13 protein-coding genes and 5 pseudogenes are annotated in these 20,964 nt (G+C 58.3%); 12 read left to right on the top strand and 6 right to left on the bottom strand.

Annotation, left to right across the window (positions count from 1 at the left end; translation table 11 throughout):
- Positions 1-264: 264 nt before the first annotated feature.
- Complete coding sequence (locus HZZ13_RS00490) at positions 265-1,125, top strand: acyl-CoA thioesterase (RefSeq protein ID WP_197957747.1); 861 nt, start codon at positions 265-267, stop codon at positions 1,123-1,125.
- A 154-nt stretch (positions 1,126-1,279) separates the two neighbouring features.
- On the opposite strand, the gene HZZ13_RS00485 is transcribed toward HZZ13_RS00490, so the two are convergent.
- On the bottom strand, positions 1,280-1,441 hold the full coding sequence (locus HZZ13_RS00485; RefSeq protein WP_197957746.1) for a hypothetical protein: 162 nt from the start codon (positions 1,439-1,441) through the stop codon (positions 1,280-1,282).
- Between the two features lie 289 nt (positions 1,442-1,730).
- On the opposite strand from HZZ13_RS00485, the gene HZZ13_RS37120 reads away from it, so the two are divergent.
- From HZZ13_RS37120 to HZZ13_RS00470, 3 genes are all read left to right on the top strand, one after another.
- The gene (locus HZZ13_RS37120; protein WP_311972572.1) at positions 1,731-2,948 is read left to right on the top strand and encodes a M24 family metallopeptidase; all 1,218 of its coding nucleotides are present in this window, start codon (positions 1,731-1,733) and stop codon (positions 2,946-2,948) included.
- Positions 2,945-4,105 carry an amidohydrolase gene (locus HZZ13_RS00475; RefSeq protein ID WP_197957744.1) on the top strand — a complete coding sequence of 387 codons (1,161 nt, stop codon included), beginning with the start codon at positions 2,945-2,947 and terminating at the stop codon, positions 4,103-4,105. Before HZZ13_RS37120 ends, HZZ13_RS00475 begins: the two co-directional genes overlap by 4 nt.
- 400 nt (positions 4,106-4,505) lie before the next feature.
- The gene (locus tag HZZ13_RS00470; RefSeq protein WP_197957743.1) at positions 4,506-5,882 is read left to right on the top strand and encodes an MATE family efflux transporter; all 1,377 of its coding nucleotides are present in this window, start codon (positions 4,506-4,508) and stop codon (positions 5,880-5,882) included.
- Positions 5,883-6,475: 593 nt separating this feature from the next.
- Here the strand turns inward: HZZ13_RS00470 and HZZ13_RS00465 are convergent.
- A complete protein-coding gene (locus HZZ13_RS00465; protein ID WP_197957742.1) occupies positions 6,476-6,778 on the bottom strand; it encodes a hypothetical protein in 303 nt (100 codons plus the stop codon).
- 1,439 nt (positions 6,779-8,217) lie between these two features.
- Between HZZ13_RS00465 and HZZ13_RS36510 the strand changes: the two genes are divergently transcribed.
- Positions 8,218-8,685, top strand: a complete 468-nt coding sequence (locus HZZ13_RS36510; protein WP_246504218.1) for a hypothetical protein — start codon at positions 8,218-8,220, stop codon at positions 8,683-8,685.
- Positions 8,686-9,608: 923 nt separating this feature from the next.
- Here the strand turns inward: HZZ13_RS36510 and HZZ13_RS00455 are convergent.
- Positions 9,609-10,613: a radical SAM protein gene (locus tag HZZ13_RS00455; protein WP_197957741.1), complete on the bottom strand. Its 1,005-nt coding sequence runs from the start codon at positions 10,611-10,613 to the stop codon at positions 9,609-9,611.
- Between the two features lie 594 nt (positions 10,614-11,207).
- On the opposite strand from HZZ13_RS00455, the pseudogene HZZ13_RS36505 reads away from it, so the two are divergent.
- From HZZ13_RS36505 to HZZ13_RS36495, 3 genes and pseudogenes are all read left to right on the top strand, one after another.
- Positions 11,208-11,452 (top strand): annotated as a pseudogene (locus HZZ13_RS36505) (transposase); the annotation flags it as partial.
- 1,904 nt (positions 11,453-13,356) lie between these two features.
- Positions 13,357-14,037 (top strand): annotated as a pseudogene (locus tag HZZ13_RS36500) (reverse transcriptase domain-containing protein).
- A gap of 189 nt (positions 14,038-14,226) precedes the next feature.
- Positions 14,227-14,451: a group II intron maturase-specific domain-containing protein gene (locus tag HZZ13_RS36495; protein ID WP_311972571.1), complete on the top strand. Its 225-nt coding sequence runs from the start codon at positions 14,227-14,229 to the stop codon at positions 14,449-14,451.
- A 281-nt stretch (positions 14,452-14,732) separates the two neighbouring features.
- On the opposite strand, the gene HZZ13_RS00440 is transcribed toward HZZ13_RS36495, so the two are convergent.
- The 3 genes and pseudogenes from HZZ13_RS00440 to istA form a co-directional block, all read right to left on the bottom strand.
- Positions 14,733-15,710 carry an IS110 family RNA-guided transposase gene (locus HZZ13_RS00440; RefSeq protein WP_376707006.1) on the bottom strand — a complete coding sequence of 326 codons (978 nt, stop codon included), beginning with the start codon at positions 15,708-15,710 and terminating at the stop codon, positions 14,733-14,735.
- 180 nt (positions 15,711-15,890) lie between these two features.
- A complete protein-coding gene (gene istB / locus HZZ13_RS00435) occupies positions 15,891-16,721 on the bottom strand; it encodes an IS21-like element helper ATPase IstB (RefSeq protein WP_246504265.1) in 831 nt (276 codons plus the stop codon).
- A 17-nt stretch (positions 16,722-16,738) separates the two neighbouring features.
- Positions 16,739-18,248, bottom strand: a pseudogene (gene istA, locus HZZ13_RS00430) (IS21 family transposase).
- Positions 18,249-18,543: 295 nt separating this feature from the next.
- On the opposite strand from istA, the pseudogene HZZ13_RS00425 reads away from it, so the two are divergent.
- From HZZ13_RS00425 to HZZ13_RS37520, 4 genes and pseudogenes are all read left to right on the top strand, one after another.
- Positions 18,544-18,780, top strand: a pseudogene (locus HZZ13_RS00425) (IS110 family transposase); the annotation flags it as partial.
- A 486-nt stretch (positions 18,781-19,266) separates the two neighbouring features.
- Positions 19,267-19,464, top strand: a complete 198-nt coding sequence (locus HZZ13_RS36490) for a hypothetical protein (protein ID WP_246504217.1) — start codon at positions 19,267-19,269, stop codon at positions 19,462-19,464.
- Between the two features lie 27 nt (positions 19,465-19,491).
- Entirely contained in the window at positions 19,492-20,589 is a 1,098-nt protein-coding gene (ltrA, locus tag HZZ13_RS00420) for a group II intron reverse transcriptase/maturase (protein WP_246504216.1), read from the top strand.
- A 113-nt stretch (positions 20,590-20,702) separates the two neighbouring features.
- Positions 20,703-20,913 (top strand): annotated as a pseudogene (locus HZZ13_RS37520) (IS110 family transposase); the annotation flags it as partial.
- Between the last annotated feature and the right edge of the window lie 51 nt (positions 20,914-20,964).

The raw sequence follows: 20,964 nt of genomic DNA, 5'->3' as shown, positions 1-20,964 counted from the left end.
CGCCATAAGAACTTCGTTATTGGTCCATCTCCTGTGCTGATGTGCGGCACGCCAATTGCAGCAGCCAGAATGATTGTCACAGGCGGGCGGCATTCAAGGTTTGGATATGTGAATCGTCGCTCCTCGTGTGATGCAAGCGGAGAAGCACTCAGAATCCCGGGCGCCGAAATGCGGGTTACAATAATGCTTTATCCATCGAAGGCCCACGACCCTGGGCCCTCGGCCGCACCGCTCCGGTGACACTAAACACGTAAGAGTTTTTGAATGCAAAAAGACCTGATCGGCCTTGCAGCAATTCTCAACCTCGACTCGATTGGGGGCGACGTATTTCTCGGCAAGAGCCCAAACCTCGGCGAGCAACGGGTATTCGGAGGTCTTATCATTGGACAGGCGCTGTTTGCGGCATGTCGCACAATCGAATCCGGGCTACCGAATTCGCTGCATTGCTATTTCATCCACACCGGCGATCCCCAGGTGCCCTTGATCTACAGTGTCGAGCGCCTCCGCGATGGCAGAAGTTATTCGACACGGCGCGTCACAGCGACCCAGCAGGGTAGCACAATCTTTTCGAGCATGGTCTCGTTCCACAAGGGTGAACAAGGGGTGTTCGAACACCAGGATAAGATGCCGCCTGTCCCAGCGCCTGAACATTTCGCAGCGGAACAGTTGTCTAAGATCGCACTACAAACCGATCTGCCCGACATCGTTCGCCGCTACTATGAGCCCGATCGTGCAGTCGAGCTTCGTCCCGTCGAAATCGGCAGGTATGTTGGCCAAAGAATTGAGGACGGAAGGCTTCATATGTGGATGAAGGCCGCGAAAAAGCTGCCCGATGATCCCGCACTGCACATATGCGCACTGGCTTATGCCTCGGATTTGTCGCTGCTGGATGCGGTGATGGCACGCTATGGGCGCACACTGTTTGACGGACGAATCTATTCCGGAAGTCTTGACCACGCAATGTGGTTTCATCGTCCTTTCCGTGCCGACGATTGGTTGTTGTACGCCAAGGACTCGCCCAGCGCGCAGAGCGGCCGTGGTCTCGCCCGAGGGCTTATATTTAGGCGAGACGGTACACTTGTGGCCTCGATCGCTCAGGAGGGCTCGGTGCGTGAGCGGCGCTGAGCTTGCCCAAACGGGAAAATTCGTGGCTTGTGCCAGCAAACGCGGCCGGCGGCTTTGTCGTGTTGCCAGTAAACCTGCCTTCGCGAGAAACAAAGGACTGGCGACCATTTGATATCTTAGCAAGTCTTATCGTCACGATTAATCAGTGTGATTGTTACAGGCGCAGGGATATATTGTTTGAGAAAGGCGGCGGCCTCAGAAGTTTTCTCTGCTCATAGCCATATTTGGTCGTGCCGTTATCAATCACTTCGCGTGCCATCGCCAGCGCCGCACCATCAGGATAGGCAGCTGTTGGAGCGCGGCGTTCTTCATGCAAGTCAAGTAGCGCACTGGTCGATGCCTTTTCGGCTCGATGCCGTGATGAAGCACCTTGTGAAGCTAAATCAGACGATTGGCTGAGATGTGATCCTGACGGTGCTCCTTTTTTGCTCGAATTGAAGCCGGTCAGCTCGGACGAGGCCCCGACGAGGTGAAACTACTAAACCCGGCAGTTGCGAGCTTCTTCTCGGAGAGCTTCAATAGTCGCTACGGACGGTTGAGGCGCCAACCACGGATCAGAGATCGCTCTGTCCAATCCCTGAGTGTTTGACGAGAACGCGTGCTCGATGAAATTCGCAGGCGCGGGACCGCCGAAGCTGGAGAGCTCCATGCAGGCAACGATAGGTTCGGGAATTCCTAGGGCTGGGCTTCCATTCCCAACGTCGGAGTACGATCGCCGTCAGCGGAAGGTGCTTGAAGCGGTAGCGCGCGCAGAACTTGACGCAATTGTGGTTACCGCTATCGGCCACCTCAGATACCTTACTGGTTATCATGGATTTGGCGGGTATTTCGCTCCGTTCCCATTAATTTTAGCACCCGGGCACGCGCCGGTTTTCGTTGTAAGAGAGTACGATGGCGAGGCTGTCCGTGCCGAGGGATGCGTCGATAAGGTCGTTTGCTATAGGCACGTAGGTGATGTTGCTAGGACCTGCGCAGATGTTCTTCGCCAACATCGGCTGCACGATCGGAGAGTGGGTCTCGAATTCGGATGCTGGAATCTTGCGCCGGCTGATCTGAGTGCCATACGAGAACTGTGTCCCGGCATGAAAGTCGCCGACGCTTCTCATCTAGTTGCATTAGTCGCCGCAGTCAAAAGCCCGCTTGAGGTCGATGTGATGCGTCAAGCAATGACAACAACCGATCTCGCCGTACTCGTGTTTCAAAATACGGTGTCCGAAGGTGTAAGCGAAACGGAAACGTACGCTGCCATAGCTCGAGAGGTCAGCAAAGCTGGCGGCGAAATATGGCGATCCGTCACTCTCGTGTTCGGCGACCGGACGAAGATGCCGCACGGTGTCCCAACGCCTCACGTCATCCGAAACAATGAACCGGCCATGATCGAGATTGGCGGCATCAAGCACGGCTATGCCGCAGGCCTGGTCCGGAGCGCGGTGCTTGGTCGGCATCGTGAGACCGAAGCGCTGCACGCTCTTTCGGTGGAAGCCCTTGAATCCGCCATTGCCGCAATAAAACCAGGGGTGGCCGCGAAGGCGGTGGACGCTGCGGCCAGCAAGGTGATTGAGCGATCTGGACGGCCAGCGGCGTTTCGCCATCGTACCGGGTACCAAACTGGCATCCATTGGACAGAACGTGGAAACCTTAGCCTAGAGCCAGCCGCGGAGGAAATTTTAGAGCCGGGAATGACCTTTCATCTTCCGATTATCTTGTTCGGGGAAACTGGGCATCTGTTCGGCTGCAGCGAGCATGTGCTTGTTACAGAATTTGGCGCCGAAGTGCTCAGCTGTACAGATCACAAGCTTTTTCAAGCCGCGGTCTCAGCATGAATGGCATCGAAACGTTTCAGCATCTGCAGGCCGAGGCAACTGCTTGGCGCCGCCAGCTGCATGAAAATCCTGAACTTGACTATCGGCTTGACAAGACGGCCAGAGTTGTAGCCGAGAAGCTCGCTTCCTTCGGCGTGGATCATATCGAAACGGGGGTAGCGGAAACCGGAATCGTCGCCGTGATCTACGGCCAGTCTCGAAGGGGGCCCACGATCGCACTACGCGCGGATATGGACGCACTTCCAATACTTGAACAGTCCGACAAGCTCTGGTCTTCGAAAGTACCGGGCAAGATGCACGCCTGTGGGCATGACGGTCACATGGCCATGCTATTCGCCGCGAAATACCTTGCTGCGTCTCGGCGCTTCAAGGGATCGGTTGCCTTGATCTTCCAGCCGGCTGAAGAGAGTGGAGAGGGCGGCCAAAGGATGGTTCAGGCTGGAATCATGGACCGTTTCTCAACAGCTAAGTTGTTCGGGCTGCACAATGTGCCAGGAATAAAAGTTGGCCGTTTCGGTATTTGCCAAGGTCCGATCATGGCGGCTCTCGACGAGTTCGATCTTGTTGTGAAAGGCAGGGGTGGCCATGCCGCTAAACCTCAGGAGTCCATTGATCCGGTAGTTATCGCCGCACAGATTATCGTCGGGCTGCAAGCATTGGTGTCTCGCAAGACAAACCCGATGGAGGCGCTCGTGATATCTGTGACCAAACTCAAGGCGGCGCAGGCCTACAACGTCATTCCTGATCAAGTAGAGCTGGCGGGCAGTGTTAGAACTCTTGTGCCTGACCTGCGGGACTTCGCACAAGGGCAGAGTTTTGCTGCGGCTCAAGGCATCGCGCGCGGATTTTGCGCAGATGTCGAATTTGAATACCGAAGGTCGGCCCCCGTCACGATCAATCACCCGGGAGAAACTGACCTCGCTATAAAAGCGGCGCGCGCTTTGGTCGGACCTGCGTGCGTCGATGAGAAGATAAGCCCGCGGATGGGCTCAGAAGATTTTGCCTACATGCTTGAAGCGAGGCCGGGTGCAATCATCTTTCTGGGCAACGGATCGACAGCTAGCTTGAATCACCCAGGGTATGACTTCAACGATGAGGCCTTGCCATATGGAATCGGCTATTCGGCGAGCGTAGTGGAGACGGTGCTCGCTCTCTGAAGATCGAGGGCGCCCCACTAGCCACCTTATGTGCGATCACAAGGCTGCGCTGCGCTAGACTAAGCGGACCCATGTCAATTTCGGCGATAGATTGCGGTCGTGCTCTCGTTTGCGAAGAGCCGCGACTCGAAGCTTTAGCCTTCGCTGTCGCGTTTCGCGCAACTCTAAGGACGGCTTCCGCCTTGGCTGTCCTACTCCGGACCAGATACGCGGTCCTGGCGTTCTGACGTTTCTCTTCGCCTGGCCGAGGATGGCACGGCACTTGCTCAGCGTTTTTCAAATGCACGAGGCACTTCGGTCTCAATATCCGCCCCGCGCTCGGACGCCTCGAGTGCGGAGCTCTCGTGCGCGTCTCTGCGAACACAGACTGAGGCGGAAGCTCCAGAGCGATCGCAAGGCGATGCCCAAACAGAACCACCAAATCGATCTATCGGACCCAAATCTTCCGAGCCTTCTCCTGCGGCTCGCCGTCCCTTCCGTTATCGGCTTGTCGGTCAACGCGTTACAGCAGCTCCTCAACGCGATTTTTGTTGGGGCACTCGGCGCGCAGGCGATCGCAGCTGTCAGCATGACCATGCCGATCGTCGTCTTTCTAGCTGCGGCGGGAGAGGGGATCGGTGTTGGAACCGCCTCCATCATATCTCGCCATCTTGGCGCTAGTAAGGAGGTGCAGGCGAGTCGAGATGCGAGTACCGCGCTTGCGATCGCTGCTCCGATCGGCGTCGTTATGACGGTCGCCCTGCTGTTAGGCCTACGAGGCACCTTCGTCGCACTCGGGGCAACTCCCACCATCCTGCCCATCGCGCTCGAGTACGCGACGACCCTCTTGCTGGGATCTACCGTGATGCTCCTAAACATAGTCAGCGGCTTTATTGTGAGAGCCGAGGGCAACACACGATTCAGCATGTGGATCATGCTGAGTGCTTTCACATTGAACGCCTTGCTCGATCCCATTTTCATCTTCCTATTGGGCCTGGGCGTGCGAGGCGCAGCCTTAGCAACGTTGCTATCTCAGGTAGCTGCCATCAGTCTCTACATCAGATATTTTGCCAAGCGGCGCGGGGTCGTCCTCGTCGGGATATCTCGGGTCTGGTTGCGACTAGATCGCATCAGGCAGCTCGCGTTGATTGGTGCTCCGGCGACGACGACGAGCGTGTTATCTGCTCTTGCGGGTATGTTCTTGTACGGAGCTGCTGCTCGGTTCGGTGACGAGTTCATCGCAGCGGTTGGAATAGCTGTAAGAATTTTAAACATCGGCGCGCTGCCTATCACCGGCCTCTGTATAGGCTGTCAAGCTGTCCTTGGGTTCGGTTGGGGCGCTCGCGATCTTGCCCGTGTAGTGAAGGTTGCGAAGTTCATGCTCTCTATCACGGTGGCACTGTCCTTTGCGTATTCCGCGACCGTTATGGTTTTTGTCCGGCCTTTGGTCAGGCTGTTCAGCGACAGCGATAAGGTCACGGAAATTGCTGTCTGGAGCTGCATCGTCTTTCATCTATTTTTTGGACTTTACGGTGTTCAGAGTTTCGTGACGACGATGCTTCAGTCTCTCGGGAGAGCGCGCCTCAGCGCGGTTGTGTCTTTCGCGAGACAAGGATATCTCTTTATACCGGCGGTACTTTTGTTCCCTGTCATGTCTGGCTTCAGCGGGGTGTTGGCCAGTCAAGCCATCGCCGAGTTGGGCGCCGGAACAATTGCGCTGTTTGTCGTGCTCCGACAGTTCGCTGAGCTCAGGCGAGGAGGACGGCACATTCGGCCAGGAATCGAGAGTTCTCCTTGATCTGATAAAGAGATCATAGGAGACGGCAGTTAAGGCTGCATGGCCGGCGAGGGCGGGGCGCCAAATTTTATGTCGCGTGTAAGAGCGAGTCGCTATGTATCGGTCTTGATCGCTGCGATCGCAACGAAGGCAAACGAGATTCGCAATGCCAGAAGCGACGCTGCTCGACATTTTAAGCGCGGTCAAGGCGGAGGTGCTTGATTAAATGCGACCAAGGTCAAGATCGCGAGCTAAAGCAGCTCGGCGCCTCAGACCTCGGCCCCCTGCTAGCACCTGACGCGCCCATCGTATCAGCCTATGTCGCGACAGACTCATTGGAGTGGAGGCCATAAAAGAACATCGAACACGGAGCGTTCAGGCGGCTATGGAGTCTGCTCATTCTACGGTCGTGGGAGCGACCGCAGAACAAGGACCTTAGGGCCACGTTGCGGTTGGTACGCATGCTATTTGTAGGGTGATATGCGGCTCTTGTTAGCGGACCTGACCGGGCGGTGAAGGTCTCGTCCGAGCTTGTGAAGCTGATCTGGGGATATTTTAGTTTTCATGGCGGTAGTGGTTATGCCTGCACGTCATCCAGTGATCCTTGAGGCCACTCATCCATGGTGATATAGGCAGCGCCCAAATGTTCGTTGCCGGCGGTCAGACAGCACAGGTGGGCTATTGATGCCGAGTTGGATGTAAGCCGTGCTGTTTCCGACGGCACGATAAACTCTCTTGCCTTCCACGATGATTTTTTTGATCGCCACCTGCGCAAGGCAGATCCCAACGTCTTTGTCACAGGCCCGGTGGGATCGGTTATACTCTTGGAACTCGAGGGGCGCACGCTCATCTATTTCGAGGCGGGCGTAGCTTGGCAAAGCAATGGCTGGAGCACCGCTAACAACGACGAACTTCACGACGGTGGGCCTCCGTGTGGCAAGCGCTAACGGTGGCTTGGTCCGTCAATTTGAATACGACTATGCGGGTCTTGCCGCGACGCCTCCGGCGATGCCCTCCACCGTGCAGTTCCCGCCGGCTGCTATTATCCCTGCCAGCGCGCAAGCGATTTATCAAGCAGCGATCAAGGTGGAGTGGTCGGCTTGAATTATCACGTGGCCCGAATCAGCCACCCCATTGACTATTCCAAGTAAATGCGGCGGCCGGGCATGATGCATATCTGATGACGGTCGATGGAAGGCGGTCCGCGGAGGGCTCAGCCGGGGAACATTCCAGTGCGACTTCAATCGTCCACTCCAATGCATTGTGACAGCGACATAACCATCGTAATTAGTCTGATCATAGCAGACTACTTCAGCGGAATTGCTCGCGCGCACATCGGGGGCTCAATGTTCTAGGTTTGGGGTGAGCCTTCCGTGCAGTAAACGGGCCCAGTCTTTGTCGAGCAATGGCCGGCAAAGAATGAACACCACCCTGCAATAGCGTATTTGATTCCCTAGACTCCATTCTCCGTTGCAACTCTCGGCCCTTGGTCGGTTAACAATCCCCTGACTCAAAGAGCTAACTGGAAATGAATGATCGCACTCGAGCGAAAGGCGGACGAGCGATGGTAGCTCAGTTGAGCTTGTGAGCCCGAGCGCCCGGATCGGCATCTTGGAAACTGAAAATGCCGAGTGGTGAAGGCCAACCTTCGTGTGGGTTTTAGTTCGCTTTCGTTTGTCTGGACAGGCACATCATGAACGCTCTTTTGCTCCTGATGCGGCCGGTTGATTGCCTGCGAACCTCCAAGTAGGTTGTCGGGCGTGTGACAAGCGTCGCAAAGCTGACGGGTTGGAGTAGGAAAACTGAGTATCCCCCAGTGCCAGCTGGTTGGCATGCGACTTGCTAGTTCACGTAGTAGGGCCAGCGGATTGAGTTGAGGGATGACCTGTTCGAGTGAGAGTGCAAGTGAAGTTCAGTTGGAGAAAGCGTTGGGCGTCGGTTCATTGGCTTCACTGATCGAAGTGGAAGGCTCGGTACATGGCTGGGCCCTCACAAACATCGAGCGCGAGCACGTGTACATTGTCAAACATTTGGGTCGACGTTGTGCAGGCCATGTCTCGCCTCCATGCCGAACTTGGCGCTCCTGCAAGACAAATATGGGAGCAACGGAGTTGAGTTCCCCGGGATCGCGGCTGACGAACAGCGTTCAACGGCAGACGAAGCGAGAGCCAAGTTGGATCGGTCATTCGACACAGCTCGATGGCGTCCTGCCTAAGGTTCTGAACGGATGCTGGTCGAACACCAAAGAAGCGAAAGCTCTGGATGCGAGCGGATAAAATCGGGCCGACACAAAATGCGCGAGGTATCGCAGAAGCGAGCGCTGAGTGAGCCAATCCTCGCCAGACTTAGATCGGCCATGAAGCGTGTGGATTGGCCGATGGCCCTTTCGGCGGTAGAGGAGGCCCTTGCGGCGACGCCAGAGGAGGTTACCTTGCGTGCGCTTCAAGCGGAATTGCTGCTTCACAAGGTGCGCGACATGTCGGCTGGCTTGCCCGTCTTGCGCCGATTGGTTCGTGACGCAATCGATAAGAAATCCGTGGTCTGGATGAGCGTGGCGCTTCGCAAGCTGTTCGATCCGTCGAAAGACTACTCCGATTTCCCCCGTGCTGAGCGCTTTGCGATGGGCCAGGAGCTGTCCGAACACATCTTGGCGGCGAAACCGTCGCGAGGCGGCGAGGGTGCGAAGTTCCTGTCCTATGGGGCGATTGCACAGTATTACTATGAGGCCGGTAAGAGGAAGGAAGCAATCGAATTGGTCGAGCTGGGACTGAAGTGGCTGGACGCAGCGCCTGCCGCGGATGCAGCAAAAACGGATCTTGTGTGATGCTCTCACCCGGCGTTGGTCGCGGCGGTCCAAGGCGATTCCGCCGCCGCGCATCCTAAGTGATGCGGAGCTGGCGTCTCTTATTGACGCCTATAGCTTCATTTCGTCAGGTAACCCTCTTGGGGCCGTACGATGACGACGCCAATCGGATTGTTGACCAGTACGGGATTACGATCGGGCGAAGTGGTCCCTCTTGATCGCGGCGACGTCGATCTTACCAAGAGCCGCCCTCGTCCTTAAAGCCAAGCTCCTTAAAGACCGCCCAATTCCCGTTCACCGGACGTCCCAGGCAGCTCTCGATACCCACGTGCGCGGGATACCGGATTGGAGCGAGGTCTCCCGCAGGTGCTGCTTCACGGCAAAGGAGCCCGAGATCGCCTCATTCCTTTCCGAGGGTCTAGTGCGCTCGCTGACGGACCCATCGACCGAACACGGCCTCGTCCATAATGAACGGCGGCCGGTCTTCGTCGGGGTCCACAACGACCGCCTATGCGCGGCGGAAGTTCTGGGACCTTCACGCCGCGACGAAATCGCCGATTGCTGCGGCGGCGATGCAACGGATCTGGCGAGCCAGTCCCTCAATCCGGGCATCAACCCCTCTGTGGCGCTGCTTCCGCCGCAAGGCGCTCACCAGCAGTTCCGGCACCGGCGAACAGCGCCGCGATCTTCCGAAGCTTCTCCCTTAGCTGCGACTCCCGGGTTATTCCGAGGTCACCGTTGCCCCCTCGAACCTGCGATCACCCCATCATCATGGAACGGCAGCGTCAATCACCTCGATCGGCCCAATCCAAAGCATTGCGAGCAAAGTCAAGGCCGAGCACGGTGATCCTCTCATGATGCTCGCGGAAATCCAGGGGGCATTGCACCACGCAAAGTCGACTCCCGCTGAAGTCGCGGGATGTGGCGAAGGGCCGTTCTCTCGATTATGCGCAAGCAAGCGCACGGCTTTCAATCTGCATCGGACAGTGAGCGCAGCCGCTGTTGGACTGATATTTCTGAAGGGCTCTTCGCCAATAAGCTGCTAGGTCAAAGCCCGGACACCGGACGTTGCCGACAACAAACTTGTGGCTGTCGGGATCACCGATTGCGTAGGAACAGGGGTAGAGGTCGCCGTTTGTAGAGAGGTAGCCCGAAGCAAGACAACAGTTGCATCCGGTGAATCTTACGTTCGGCCGCGGTTCAGCCCTTTCAACGAGAATTGGAGTCGGCAGCTCGAGGCGTGTCGACGTCTGCGCAGCCATTGCGATTAGGGCCGCCAGAATTTCTTTAATCTCCTCAGCCGCGTCTAAAGGTGCGTTCTCGTCGTCGATAACGATACGTGCGGCGAATGTCGACATAATTCTGAAAGAGTGGACGCCAATCGACGACAGTATGCGATAGGCGTCCAGCGCCTCGTGTATGTTGTGCCGATTAGCGATCATCCTAGCCTGTACCAAGGCTCCGCAATTGACTGCCTCGGCCATCTGCCGGAGTGCCGATTTGTGAGCTCCCCGCTTGGTCCGAAAACGGTCAAGCGCCTCCGCGCTTGCAGCATCAAAGTTGAATTGGAAACTTAGCTTCTCGCGATCGTCGAAGAGCGACGCAACATCACGAATCGGAATCTGGCCAAGTCCCCCAGTATTTAACTGGACATGAATGCCCCGTTTGTTTGCGGCATGAGCCATCAGGGCTGCAGAGCGAGGAAACACGATTTTGAGGAGCGGCTCGCCGCCGGTGATGATGACTTTTTTCAAGCTATATCTTTCAACGAGAACGTCGACAAAATTGGTGATTTCTTTCATAGTCAACAGTGATGGCTCCAGACGTCTCTTGTATCGAGCTCTATACTGTTCGGGAACATAGCAGTGCTCGCAATGAAGATTGCAGTAATAGGATACGCTTATTGCAATCTGGCCAAAGACGAGGGGAGGCGGATTGCGAAGTGGCATGACGTTCTTCCAACTTTGGATTATCGAGGGCGGAGCAGGTTTTGTGCCAGCCACAACGCGGCGATTGCTGACGGCCTTTCGCGGCAAAATGTCGCGCCCGAAACAACCCGGTCAGTTCTACACATCGGCATTTGCATTCAAGTAGAAGCACGCGCACCCGTGGCGATCCAGAGCTTAGCGAGAAGCCCCGAGATCGCGCCCTCCTCGCTTCCTCGCGCCACAAGCCGCGCGCCGGCCGAGGAACCATAGAGGCCGTGCTCGCGCGCCATGCGAAGTGGCACAAGCCCGATCCACCAGCCACTCGGCAGCGCAGTCACGTCCTGCGAACTCGATACAAATGCGCTCGCCGAGCGCCGCAACTGTCGTGTCCTGCGCGTTCAACGGTGTCCCAGAGGGTGGCGTAGCTGACTAGCAAAGCCGCTCGCGAACCGCGCCCTCAATAGCGCCGTAGCGAGCGAGCGGCTTTGCGGGTGGTCACCGATGATTCGTCGGTAAGGTTTGGACTGTGACAGCCAACCTGATTCGAGGAACCAGGTGAGCGGCAAAGCTGATCATCTCTCGCAAGAGGTCTGCATCGAGGATCTTCTCTACGAGCGTGCGCAGGTTCATGATGTCCTCGGTTGCTCGATCAATCCGCTCGAAGGGGGCAATGGCGAGATCAAGCGCCGAACTGAAGTAGCGGCGTCTTCCCGATGAAGACGCCATCGTCCGCGTCGTGGGTGCAATCCTGCTCGACCAGAAGGACCATGGCGGTCCAGCGCGGCGGTTATATGAGACTAGAAACCATCACTTCGTTGGGCGATGATCCCGCCGTCAGCTTCCCGGCAATCGCCAGCTGACCGATCCGGTTCATGGCGGCAAACGTGGTGACCCGCACTCAGCTACACCGCCACGGGAGTACGTCATGCCAAGCTGATGATTGCTTGTGGGTGGAAGTCCCATCGGGCCAAAACCGAAGCGGGCAAGACGGGCCTTGCGGCAACGCCGCGGTCCAAAGTGTAGACAGGAGCCATCGGGGTGCGGGAATGAGCCTCGAAAGGTGGATGTTTGCGGAGGCCGAATGTGTTCCCCAAACAAGAAAAAGCAGCATGAGCATCGTCGTTATTCGAGACGCCGCCGCTTCGTCGGGGTGGATGGCCGCATCACGCATGGAAGGTAATCATCGTAACATGAGAGGCCCGACCGGGTCCATTGGATTGGTCTCCAGTGGCGGACAGCGACAAGGCAGTGTCAGAGCCGCGGTCCGAGCCGAGGTCGGGAGTCGGACTCATCCATAGTACCTGTGAAGTCGTCGAAGGTAACAGAGACGCGTGGAGGGGAGAGGCTAGCCCGAGGGGAGTCTGCGCGAGGAGGCCGGGGCCGGACACAGAGCCGGGTTGCTTTGCCGCCGAACCTCGAGCGCTGAATGCAGCGGCCAAGCAGGCCGCCCGAACCCGGTTCACGGCCCTGCTGCATCACATCGACGAAGACGCTCTACTTCGGGCGTTTCGACGACAAAAGCGGCAGGCCAGCGTGGGGATCGATGGGATAAGGGTGGCGAGTACGAAGAAGGGTTTACGGATAACATCCGCGACCTCTGCGCACGGGCCCACACTGCTCGCTACCGGCCACAGCCGGTGCGGCGCGTCTACAACCCGAAAGCCGATGGTGGTAAGCGACTTCTCGGTGTGCCGGCGCTAGAAAGGATTTGTCCAAAGCGCCGCGGCCGAGATGTTGAGCGCCATCTATGAGGCCGACTTCCTCGGGTTCTCCTACGGCTTCCGGCCGGGGCGGAATCGTTCATATGGCGCTTGATGCCCTGCATACGGCGATCATGAACCAGCGTCGTGAACTTGGTGCCGACATTCGTTGCTTCTTCGACTCGGTCGACCACGAGTGGCTGCTGCGGATGGTGGCGCACAGGATCGCCGATCCTCGCATCCTACGGCTCATTGAGAGAGCGGCGAGAAGTAAGAGACGGACAGGGGTAGGTACGGCGCAAGGGGCAGACATCAGCCCGCTGCTTGCCAACATCTTCGATCTCTGCGCCCACAAATGGGCGTCGTCGCCCTGCACGAGGTCGCATTGCGACCGTGCGACACGCGGACGACTGCGCGCCAGGTCGGCGCGAAGGGGGTGTGATGTAGAGCACCTTTGAGTAGCCTTGCTGCACAGAAGATGGGGTTGGACCCTCGAACTCGGGTCGCAGGATGAGGGTTCAAACCACCGGCTGCTACTTCGGCCCAATGGTCGAGATGGTGAGCGAGACCAAGAAAGCAGAGCAAGACTCTGTCAGGTAAGGATTAAGGAGACGATCGCAAGCGAGCCATCGATGAACTGTCGAAAGCGTAGGGAAGACGTCGAAACCAAGGGGTACTCGTTATCTCGAGATCAGTCTGAGCGATACCTGTTTACGGCTCAGGCGGCGTCCGGCGAGCGAGGTTGCGTGACCTCGGTTCAGGCTTCTGTGCGGAACGTGCGAACTTGTATCGCGATGCCAGGGGAATGGTTCAAGTGGAAGCCCCACAAGAGTCTGAGTGTGCGATGCAGGCGCGGAGCCGTGTGTAGCAGTGACGAAGGCACTGTAATGGTGGCGGAGCGAAGGCACGGCACTGTCCCGCTTAATTGAAGAACAACCGGAAACGGGAGGACTCTTTTGGATCAAGCAAAGCCGTATGACATCCCGAGCGCTGGGTTTGGGAGGCGTAACAAACGGGTTAAAGCAAATCGGGGCGCAGCCGGTGTGGACGAGCAGTCGATCGAGATGTTCGAGACGGACTTGCAGAGCAATCTGTACAAGCTCTGGAATCGAATGTCTTCGGGCAGCTACTTTCCACCGCCGGACAAGCGTGTGCAGATCGACAAGCGCGATGGTGGGAAGAGGCAGCTACGAATTCCTACGGTGTCGGATCGCGTTGCTCAGGCGGTCGTCAAAGGATATCTGGAGCCGGATTTGGAGAAACACTTTCATCCAGATTCGTTCGGATATCCACCCGGAAAATCGGTGCTCGATGCCATTGGGGTCGCTCGCCGATGCAGGCCACATCCCTTCGTGCTCGATCTCGACATTCGAGCCCATTTTGACTCGATATCGCATGAGCTTTTGCTCAGGGCGAGTCGGAAACACACGGACTGCGCTTGGGTGTTGATGTACATTGAACGGTGGCTTAAAGTTCCTGTTCAAATGCAAGACGGCACCCCTGAACCCTGAGAGAAGGGCACGCCGCGGGGCTTGCTGGTATCCCCGCTGATGGCGAATCTCTTTCTCCACTATGCCTTCGAGATGTGGATGCGTAGAAATCATCCGAGCGTCCCGTTCGAGCGTTATGCCGACGATATTCTCTGCCATTGCGACAGTACGCGGCAGGCACAAGGACTGAGGACGCGCTTGCGAAGCGCATTGCCGAATACGGACTGGAGCTTCATCCGGCAAAGACGAAGATAGTCTCTGTAAGGATGACGACCGGCGAGGTGATTATCCTGAACAGAAATTCGACTTTTTGGGCTACACGTTCCGCGCCGCCGGTCGAAGAACCGTTGGGGAAAGCACTTCGTCAACTTCAGCCCCGGTGTCAGCAATACCGCGACGACGCAATCCGACAGGAAAATCCGTGCGTGGCAACTACGCTGCCGGGTGGATAGGGGAATCGGCGACCCGGCGAGGATGTTCAATCCGATCATTCGAGGCTGGATGAACTACTATGGTCGGTACTACAAGTCGGCGCTTTACCCGACACTACGCCATCTCGACCGATGTCTCGCGCGATGGCGATGTCGAAGTACAAATGTCTGCGGCGACATCGAAGACGGGCAGAGCACTGGGTACGGGACATGGCTTGCCGCACCCCCACGCTGTTGATGCTGTTGTCTAATCGCAACGGGGGCGTCAAGCGTCTAATCGCTGAGGAGACACTGCCGGGTGCATGGTTGTCTTCGCGGTCGGCATCAGCCGCCGCATGATGGCGCTTCCCGGGACGAGCCTTCAATGTGGACGACGCACTTTGCTGAGTCAGCAGTGCAACAGCATCAGCGGAATGGCTCGGCTCACGTCCCGGCAGGGACGCCTTAGGCGTTCAGGTTCGGAACGCTATCCGGACTTATGCGGCAGCTCCGGCATTCGGATTAAAGAGCTCGCCGGTTTTAAGCATCGTTTATCACCGCCAGTTTGCGCGCCACGGCCACGGCAGCTCTTTTGAAGCCGATCCTCTGCCGGAGCTGCAGACCCCACGTGCGCAGAGTGCTGTCGGTTGAGCTGCGCGTTAGAGTGACCGCAGCTGCTTCGTACAGAAGCCCGCGCAAATGGTGGTCGCCACGTCGGGATATATGGCCGTCATAATCGACTTCTCCGGATTGATAGCGGCTCGTTCTCAGGCCGATCCAGGCGCCAACAGATCGGGATTTCTTGAAGTTGTTCGGCCTCTCAATGGCTGTTGTGAGGGCGGTTGCGGTGATCGCACCAATGCCGGGAATGGACATAAGGATGCGGCAAGCCTCACTCTGGCGCGCGTCCCGGACCAACTGGCGTCCGAGTTCGGCGGCGCGGATGCGAATGCCACGCCAGGCTTCCAGCATCGGAAGCACGATCGATGCAAGTCCGTCCTGATCGGCAAGAAGGCTCCGGACGTTCTTCTCGAAGGTGCTTCCCTTTCCGGCGGGAACCAGCAGACCGAAGGTTTTCATGACACCGCGGATCTGATTGGAGAGCTCGGTAGTGATCCGGACCAGCCGCGTCCGCGCCGCGACAAGCGTGCGTATCAGCATACTGTCGAATCCCTTTACGCGCACCTCACGAAAGAACCCGACTTCCGCGAGCTGCGCCAGACCATCGGCGTCATTCGCGTCCGTCTTGTTCGCCGCCATGTCAAGCGCCGCTTTAGCATGTCGCGCATCGATGCAGATCGCCGGCAATCCTTCGGTGCGAAGAGAATGATAAAACCATACCGACAGCGGTCCGGTCTCGAACACCACTCGCTTTACGGCCGGCGCCCGCTTGCCGATGAGCTCGGCGACGATACTTGGATCAGATGCGCACTTGCCGCGCCAGATCCGTTCACCTGCTCGGCGGATCGAGACTGCCGTCTCTCTCATCGACACGTCGAGACCAATATATTCTTCCATGGCTGTTCTCCATTCGATGCTTGGGCCCGGCGGCCAGTCGTAAGCCCGTATCTCCATCCTATCGGGGAACAGCCACCAGCTTCCATTGTCGGTTGACCCGGAATTAGGGGCGACTCGCTCCCGCTGCGCATTTCGCAAAAACGGGACAGCAGTTTCGCTAACTGACGGACAGCAGTTTCGCTAAATCGCGGACAGCGTAGCGGCGCTGGCTTTTGGTTGCCTGGTTGTTGAAGTCAGTTGGTATTCGTTTCGCTGTTTTCGACGTCGGTCAAAGGGGCGTGCAGCTTTTTTCCTTCGCATGCTGTCGCCTTCGAGGGCGATACGGTGGGAGTTGTGGATGATCCGGTCGAGGATAGCATCTGCGATGGTTGGCTCGCCGATCATATCGTGCCATTGGGCAACGGGCAGCTGGGCGGTAATCAAGGTCGATTTGCGCCTGTAGCGCTCTTCGAAGATTTCGAGGAGATCGAGGCGCTGCTGGTCGTTGAGGGTGTGGGTGCCCCAGTCGTCGAGGATGAGTAACTGGACACGTGCGAGCTTATCGATGAGGCGCGGGAAGCGACCATCGAGACGGGCCATGGCGAGGTCTACGAACAGGCGCGGCATCCGCAAATAAAGGACGGAATGATCGAGCCTGGCCGCCTGGCGTCCGAAGGCACACGCCAGCCAAGTCTTGCCAGTCCCGGTCAGGCCGGTGATGATGAAGTTCTCATGGGCTTTCAGCCAGGCGCCTTGCGCCAGCTGCAGGGTGTTGCGCCGGTCAAGGCCGCGGCGGGACGCGAAGTCGACGTCTTCGATACAGGCGTCGACGAAGCGCAGCTTGGCTGCGGCCAGGCGATTGGTCAGGCGCCGGTCGGCGCGCATGGCGGCTTCGCGATCAAGCATCAGGCCGAGCCACTCGTCGCGGCTGAGATCGGCGGCATTGTCCTGTTCGGCCAATTGCCGATAGGCGCCCGCCATTCCGGCAAGGCCGAGGGCCTGCATCTGGTCGAGGGTCGGGTGGGTCAGCATCACGATCTTCCTTTCCTTCATTGATAATAGGCGCCGCCACGAATGTTGGCGTGGGAGGGCGTGGCTTTGATGGGCTCGGCGGCAGGGCTCGCGCGGTCCAGCCCGGATTTGAGGATGGCGCTCACGGAGGAGTAATTGATCGCGTTGATGGCGAGCGCCCTCTCACAGGCCGCTTCCAGCCGATTGCGCTCGTAGCGCCCGAGCCAGGGCGATGATCCCCATGGCGGAGCGATAACCCTGCTCGGGATGCGGGCGCTCACGCATCATCCGCTCGACCAGGGTGGCGGCGTTGACGCCGACCCGCGCTGCCATCTTGATCAAACTCGCCGGTGTCATATTGGCGTAACGCTGATGGGCCTTGGGCATGTGCTCGTTCACGGTGACATGGCCTGAGAGCGGCGCACATGGCTGGCGACACGCGTGTGATCCTGGAAGATCTCGACGGCTCGATACGTGAGCCGGACGTCCACCCGACGGCCGATCAGTCGGTGCGGCACCGAGTAAAAGGTGTTGTCGACTTCGACGTGATAATCGGGATGGACCTTCGCCGTTCCACTCGGCGTATTCGAACGGTTCGCTCGCCAGCGGCGCCAGCGCCTCGCGCTCGATCTCCTCGAACAGCTGCCGGCGGGATTTGCCGATATGGCGCATAGGCCGATTGTTCAGCTCCTCCAGCAAACCGCCGATCGCGGCATTGAGATCGGTCAGGTTGAAGAACCGCCGATGGCGCAGCCGTGCCAGAATCCAGCGCTCAACAATTAGCACCGCGCCTTCAACCTTGCCCTTGTCGCGCGGCTTGCGGCTGCGGGTCGGCAAAATCGTCGTGTCGTAGTGCTCGGCCATGGCGGCAAAGGTTTGGTTGAGCGTCGGCTCGAACCACAACGCCTTGACGACCCCGGCCTTCAGATTGTCGCAGACGATGGCCTTGGGGACTCCGCCGAAGTACGACAGGGCCCGGGTCTGGCCTTCGATCCAATCTGGCAGTCGCTGACCGAAGCTCGCCATAGCGAAGGTCAGCGACGAGGCCCCGAGCACCGCGGCAAATATCTGCGCCTGACGGATCTCGCCGGTTTGCGGATCGGTCACCTCCACCGTCGGGCCGGCATAGTCGGTCTGCATCACCGCACCCGCCGCGTGGCGGTGGCGGAAGGTTGGGTTCGCCCGCCGCCGATAGGCGTCAAACTTCTCGCAGAACCAAGTGTAACCGTAGCCGTCGGGATGAGCCGTCCTGTATTCCTGCCAAAGCAGCGTCAGCGTCACGCCCTTGCGCTTGAGTTCCTGCGCCACCCGTGGCCACTCAGGCTCGCTCAAGTCCTGCGGCGGTCGCCCGACCCGCCGGAACAAGGCCCGCTGTAACGCCGCCTCGCTCTCGCAAATCGGCGGCAGCGGCCAGCTCAAGCCCGCTTCGCGCGCCCGCAGCAGGTAGGTGGCAACCGAGGTCTTGCTGATCTGCAGCCGTTCCGAGATTGCCCGCACCGACAGGCCCTGATCGTACGTCAGCCTCAGGATCGATCGTAGGTCCTTCACAGTGGTTCGTTTCGCTTGCTTCCGTCTCGGATTGCCCCTCTCAAACTCAGCTTGAGAGAGAACATTGCCTGAACGGCGCTCCCCAAAACCAACCTCCCGCATCTGTCCGCGATTTAGCGGAATCCCTGTCCCGGAGTTACTGAAATCGCTGTCCGCGAATTACCGAAATCGCTGTCCGGGAATTGCCGAAACACGCACTCCCGCGATTACCCCATGTGGTCGGCTCCTCCACCGGCGCGACAGCGCCAAGGAGTGGGTGCCGTTTTGAGGCTCCCACGATTCGGAGGAGCAGCCTATGCAGTCAATTTCGACGATTGGCCTTGATATTGCGAAGTCGGTCTTCCAAGTGCACGGCGTTGATGCTGCCGGCCGAGTGGTCGTACGCCTCAGTTGAGGCGGCGCCACGTCTTGGCGTTTTTCCAGAAGTTGCCGCCATGCCTGGTAGGGATCGAAGCTTGACCATTGGTCCCGTGAATTGCAGGCGTTGGGACATACGGTGCGATTGATGCCTGCGGCCTATGTGAAGCCCTACGGTGCGCCCCGACGGCGCGTATTACCAGTGGAGGAAGGATCCACCCAGAGAGTTGTCGATTGATCTGGTAGCTGACGAGCGGTTTGGACGAGCAATCGGACGGATCGAAGCCTCGTGACAAAGTTCGCTTTAGGCGGCCGAGCAATCCAGCGGGCCGTAACGTGAGTGAAGCCTGAGCACGCCTCGAAAGTTACGATGTGAATGCCGACCCGATCGTATGGCGGGGAAGGCCGTGCGGACAGGGAAGCAATCGAGCGCACGCACCTGTCTGGTTCACCGGGGTAATGGGCACGGCACGTTGGAAAGATAGTACGGGTAATCGGGGAGACCCGTCTTGGTCGAAGGTCGCGCCTTCAGCATTGAGTAGTCGATGGACCGGACGGGAGTCGGACAGGGTCAAAGGTGCCGATGACACCGGGTAATTCCGGCGGAGCAAAGGACCCTGACTTCAGGTGCGCTTTTGAAGATGGCGAGGGAAAGGGTAGATTGGCGATGAGCCTTGAAACGCCCGATAAGATCAGGAGCCTTCAAAGAAAGCTTTATTGCAAAGCGAAGGCGGAGCCTGCCTTCCGCTTCTACGTGCTGTACGACAAGATCTGCCGCGAGGACATTCTGAGCCATGCCTACAAGCTGGCCCGGGCCAACGCGGGTGCGCCGGGAGTGGACGGAATAACTTTCGAATAGATCGACGCGTCGGGACTCGAAGCATGGTTGGCTGGCCTGCGCGATGAACTCGTCACGAAGACCTATCGGCCCGATCCGGTGCGGCGGGTGATGATCCCAAAGCCCGGCGGCGGCGAACGTCCGCTCGGTATCCCAACAATCCGGGACCGGGTCGTCCAAGCTGTTGCAAAGATCGTGCTGGAACCGATCTTCGAGGCGGATTTTGAGGACGGAGCTTATGGATATCGCCCGCGCCGCAACGCGGTCGATGCCGTCAAGGAAGTGCACCGGCTTATGTGCCGGGGCTACACAGATGTTGTTGACGCCGATTTGTCGAAATACTTCGACACGATACCGCACTCGGACCTCCTCAAATCGGTGGCCCGACGCATCGTCGACCGGAATGTGCTGCGGCTGATTAAGTTATGGCTGCGAGTACCGGTCGAGGAGCGGGATAGCAACGGGAAACGGCGCATGAGCGGCGGTAAGAGCAACAAGTGTGGCACGCCACAGGGTGGTGTCATCAGTCCGCTGCTCTCCGTCATCTACATGAACCGGTTCCTGAAGCATTGGCGTCTCAGCGGTCGGCGTGAAGCATTCCATGGCCAGATTATCTCCTATGCCGACGACTTCGTCATTCTCAGCCGCGGCCACGCGGAAGACGCATTGACGTGGACGAAAGCGGTGATGACCAAGCTTAGGCTGACACTCAACGAGACTAAAACCTCGGTGAAGAATGCCCGATTGGAAAGCTTTGACTTCCTTGGGTACACGCTCGGACCCCGCCACTTCCGCAATGGGGGGCGGTGGTATCTTGGCGCGGCTCCGTCGAAGAAAAGCGTGCTGCGGATCAAGAGGAAGGTCAGCGAACTGCTGACGCCGGGCAACAAGGGCGCTTGGCCCGAAGTACAAGCACGACTGAACCGCCTTCTGCGCGGCTGGTCCGCTTACTTCAGCTATGGCTCGCTTGCTACGGCTCATCAGGCCGTTGATCGACACGTCTTTGACCGCGTGCTCGCCTTTCTGCGCAGACGACATAAGACGCCAGGACGTGGCGTCAGACGGTTCTCTGACCAGATCTATGGGAGCCCTGGCGTACTTGTGCTGAACCGCGTGCGCAAAGTGTCGCCGACGTGCGCCTTGTAACGAAACCTGTCGGAAAGCCGGATGCGGGAAAACCGCAGGTCCGGTTTGATGAGCGGGGAGAGGAAACGGAACGCGCAACAAGCGCATCACCGCGCCTCTCCTCGACTCTACTCAAGCGGCAGAAGAACGACGCTACGGACGCGGAGGCGATCTGTGAAGCGGTGACGAGGCCCAACATGCGGTTCGTGCCGACCAAGACAGCCGAGCAACAGAGCAGCCTGATGCTTCACCGAGCGCGCCACCTCTTCATCCGCCAGCAGACCGCGATGATCAACTCGATCCGCGCCTATCTTGCCGAGTTCGGCATTGTCGCCCCCGTCGGGCGGCGAGGCGTCGAGCAACTGCTGGAAGTCGTCGCTGATAAAGCCGAAGACC

The organism is Bradyrhizobium agreste (genome assembly GCF_016031625.1).
GTDB lineage: Bacteria > Pseudomonadota > Alphaproteobacteria > Rhizobiales > Xanthobacteraceae > Bradyrhizobium > Bradyrhizobium agreste.
Note: the sequence above shows the minus strand (reverse complement) of the source record. Positions and strands in the feature narration are given on the sequence as shown.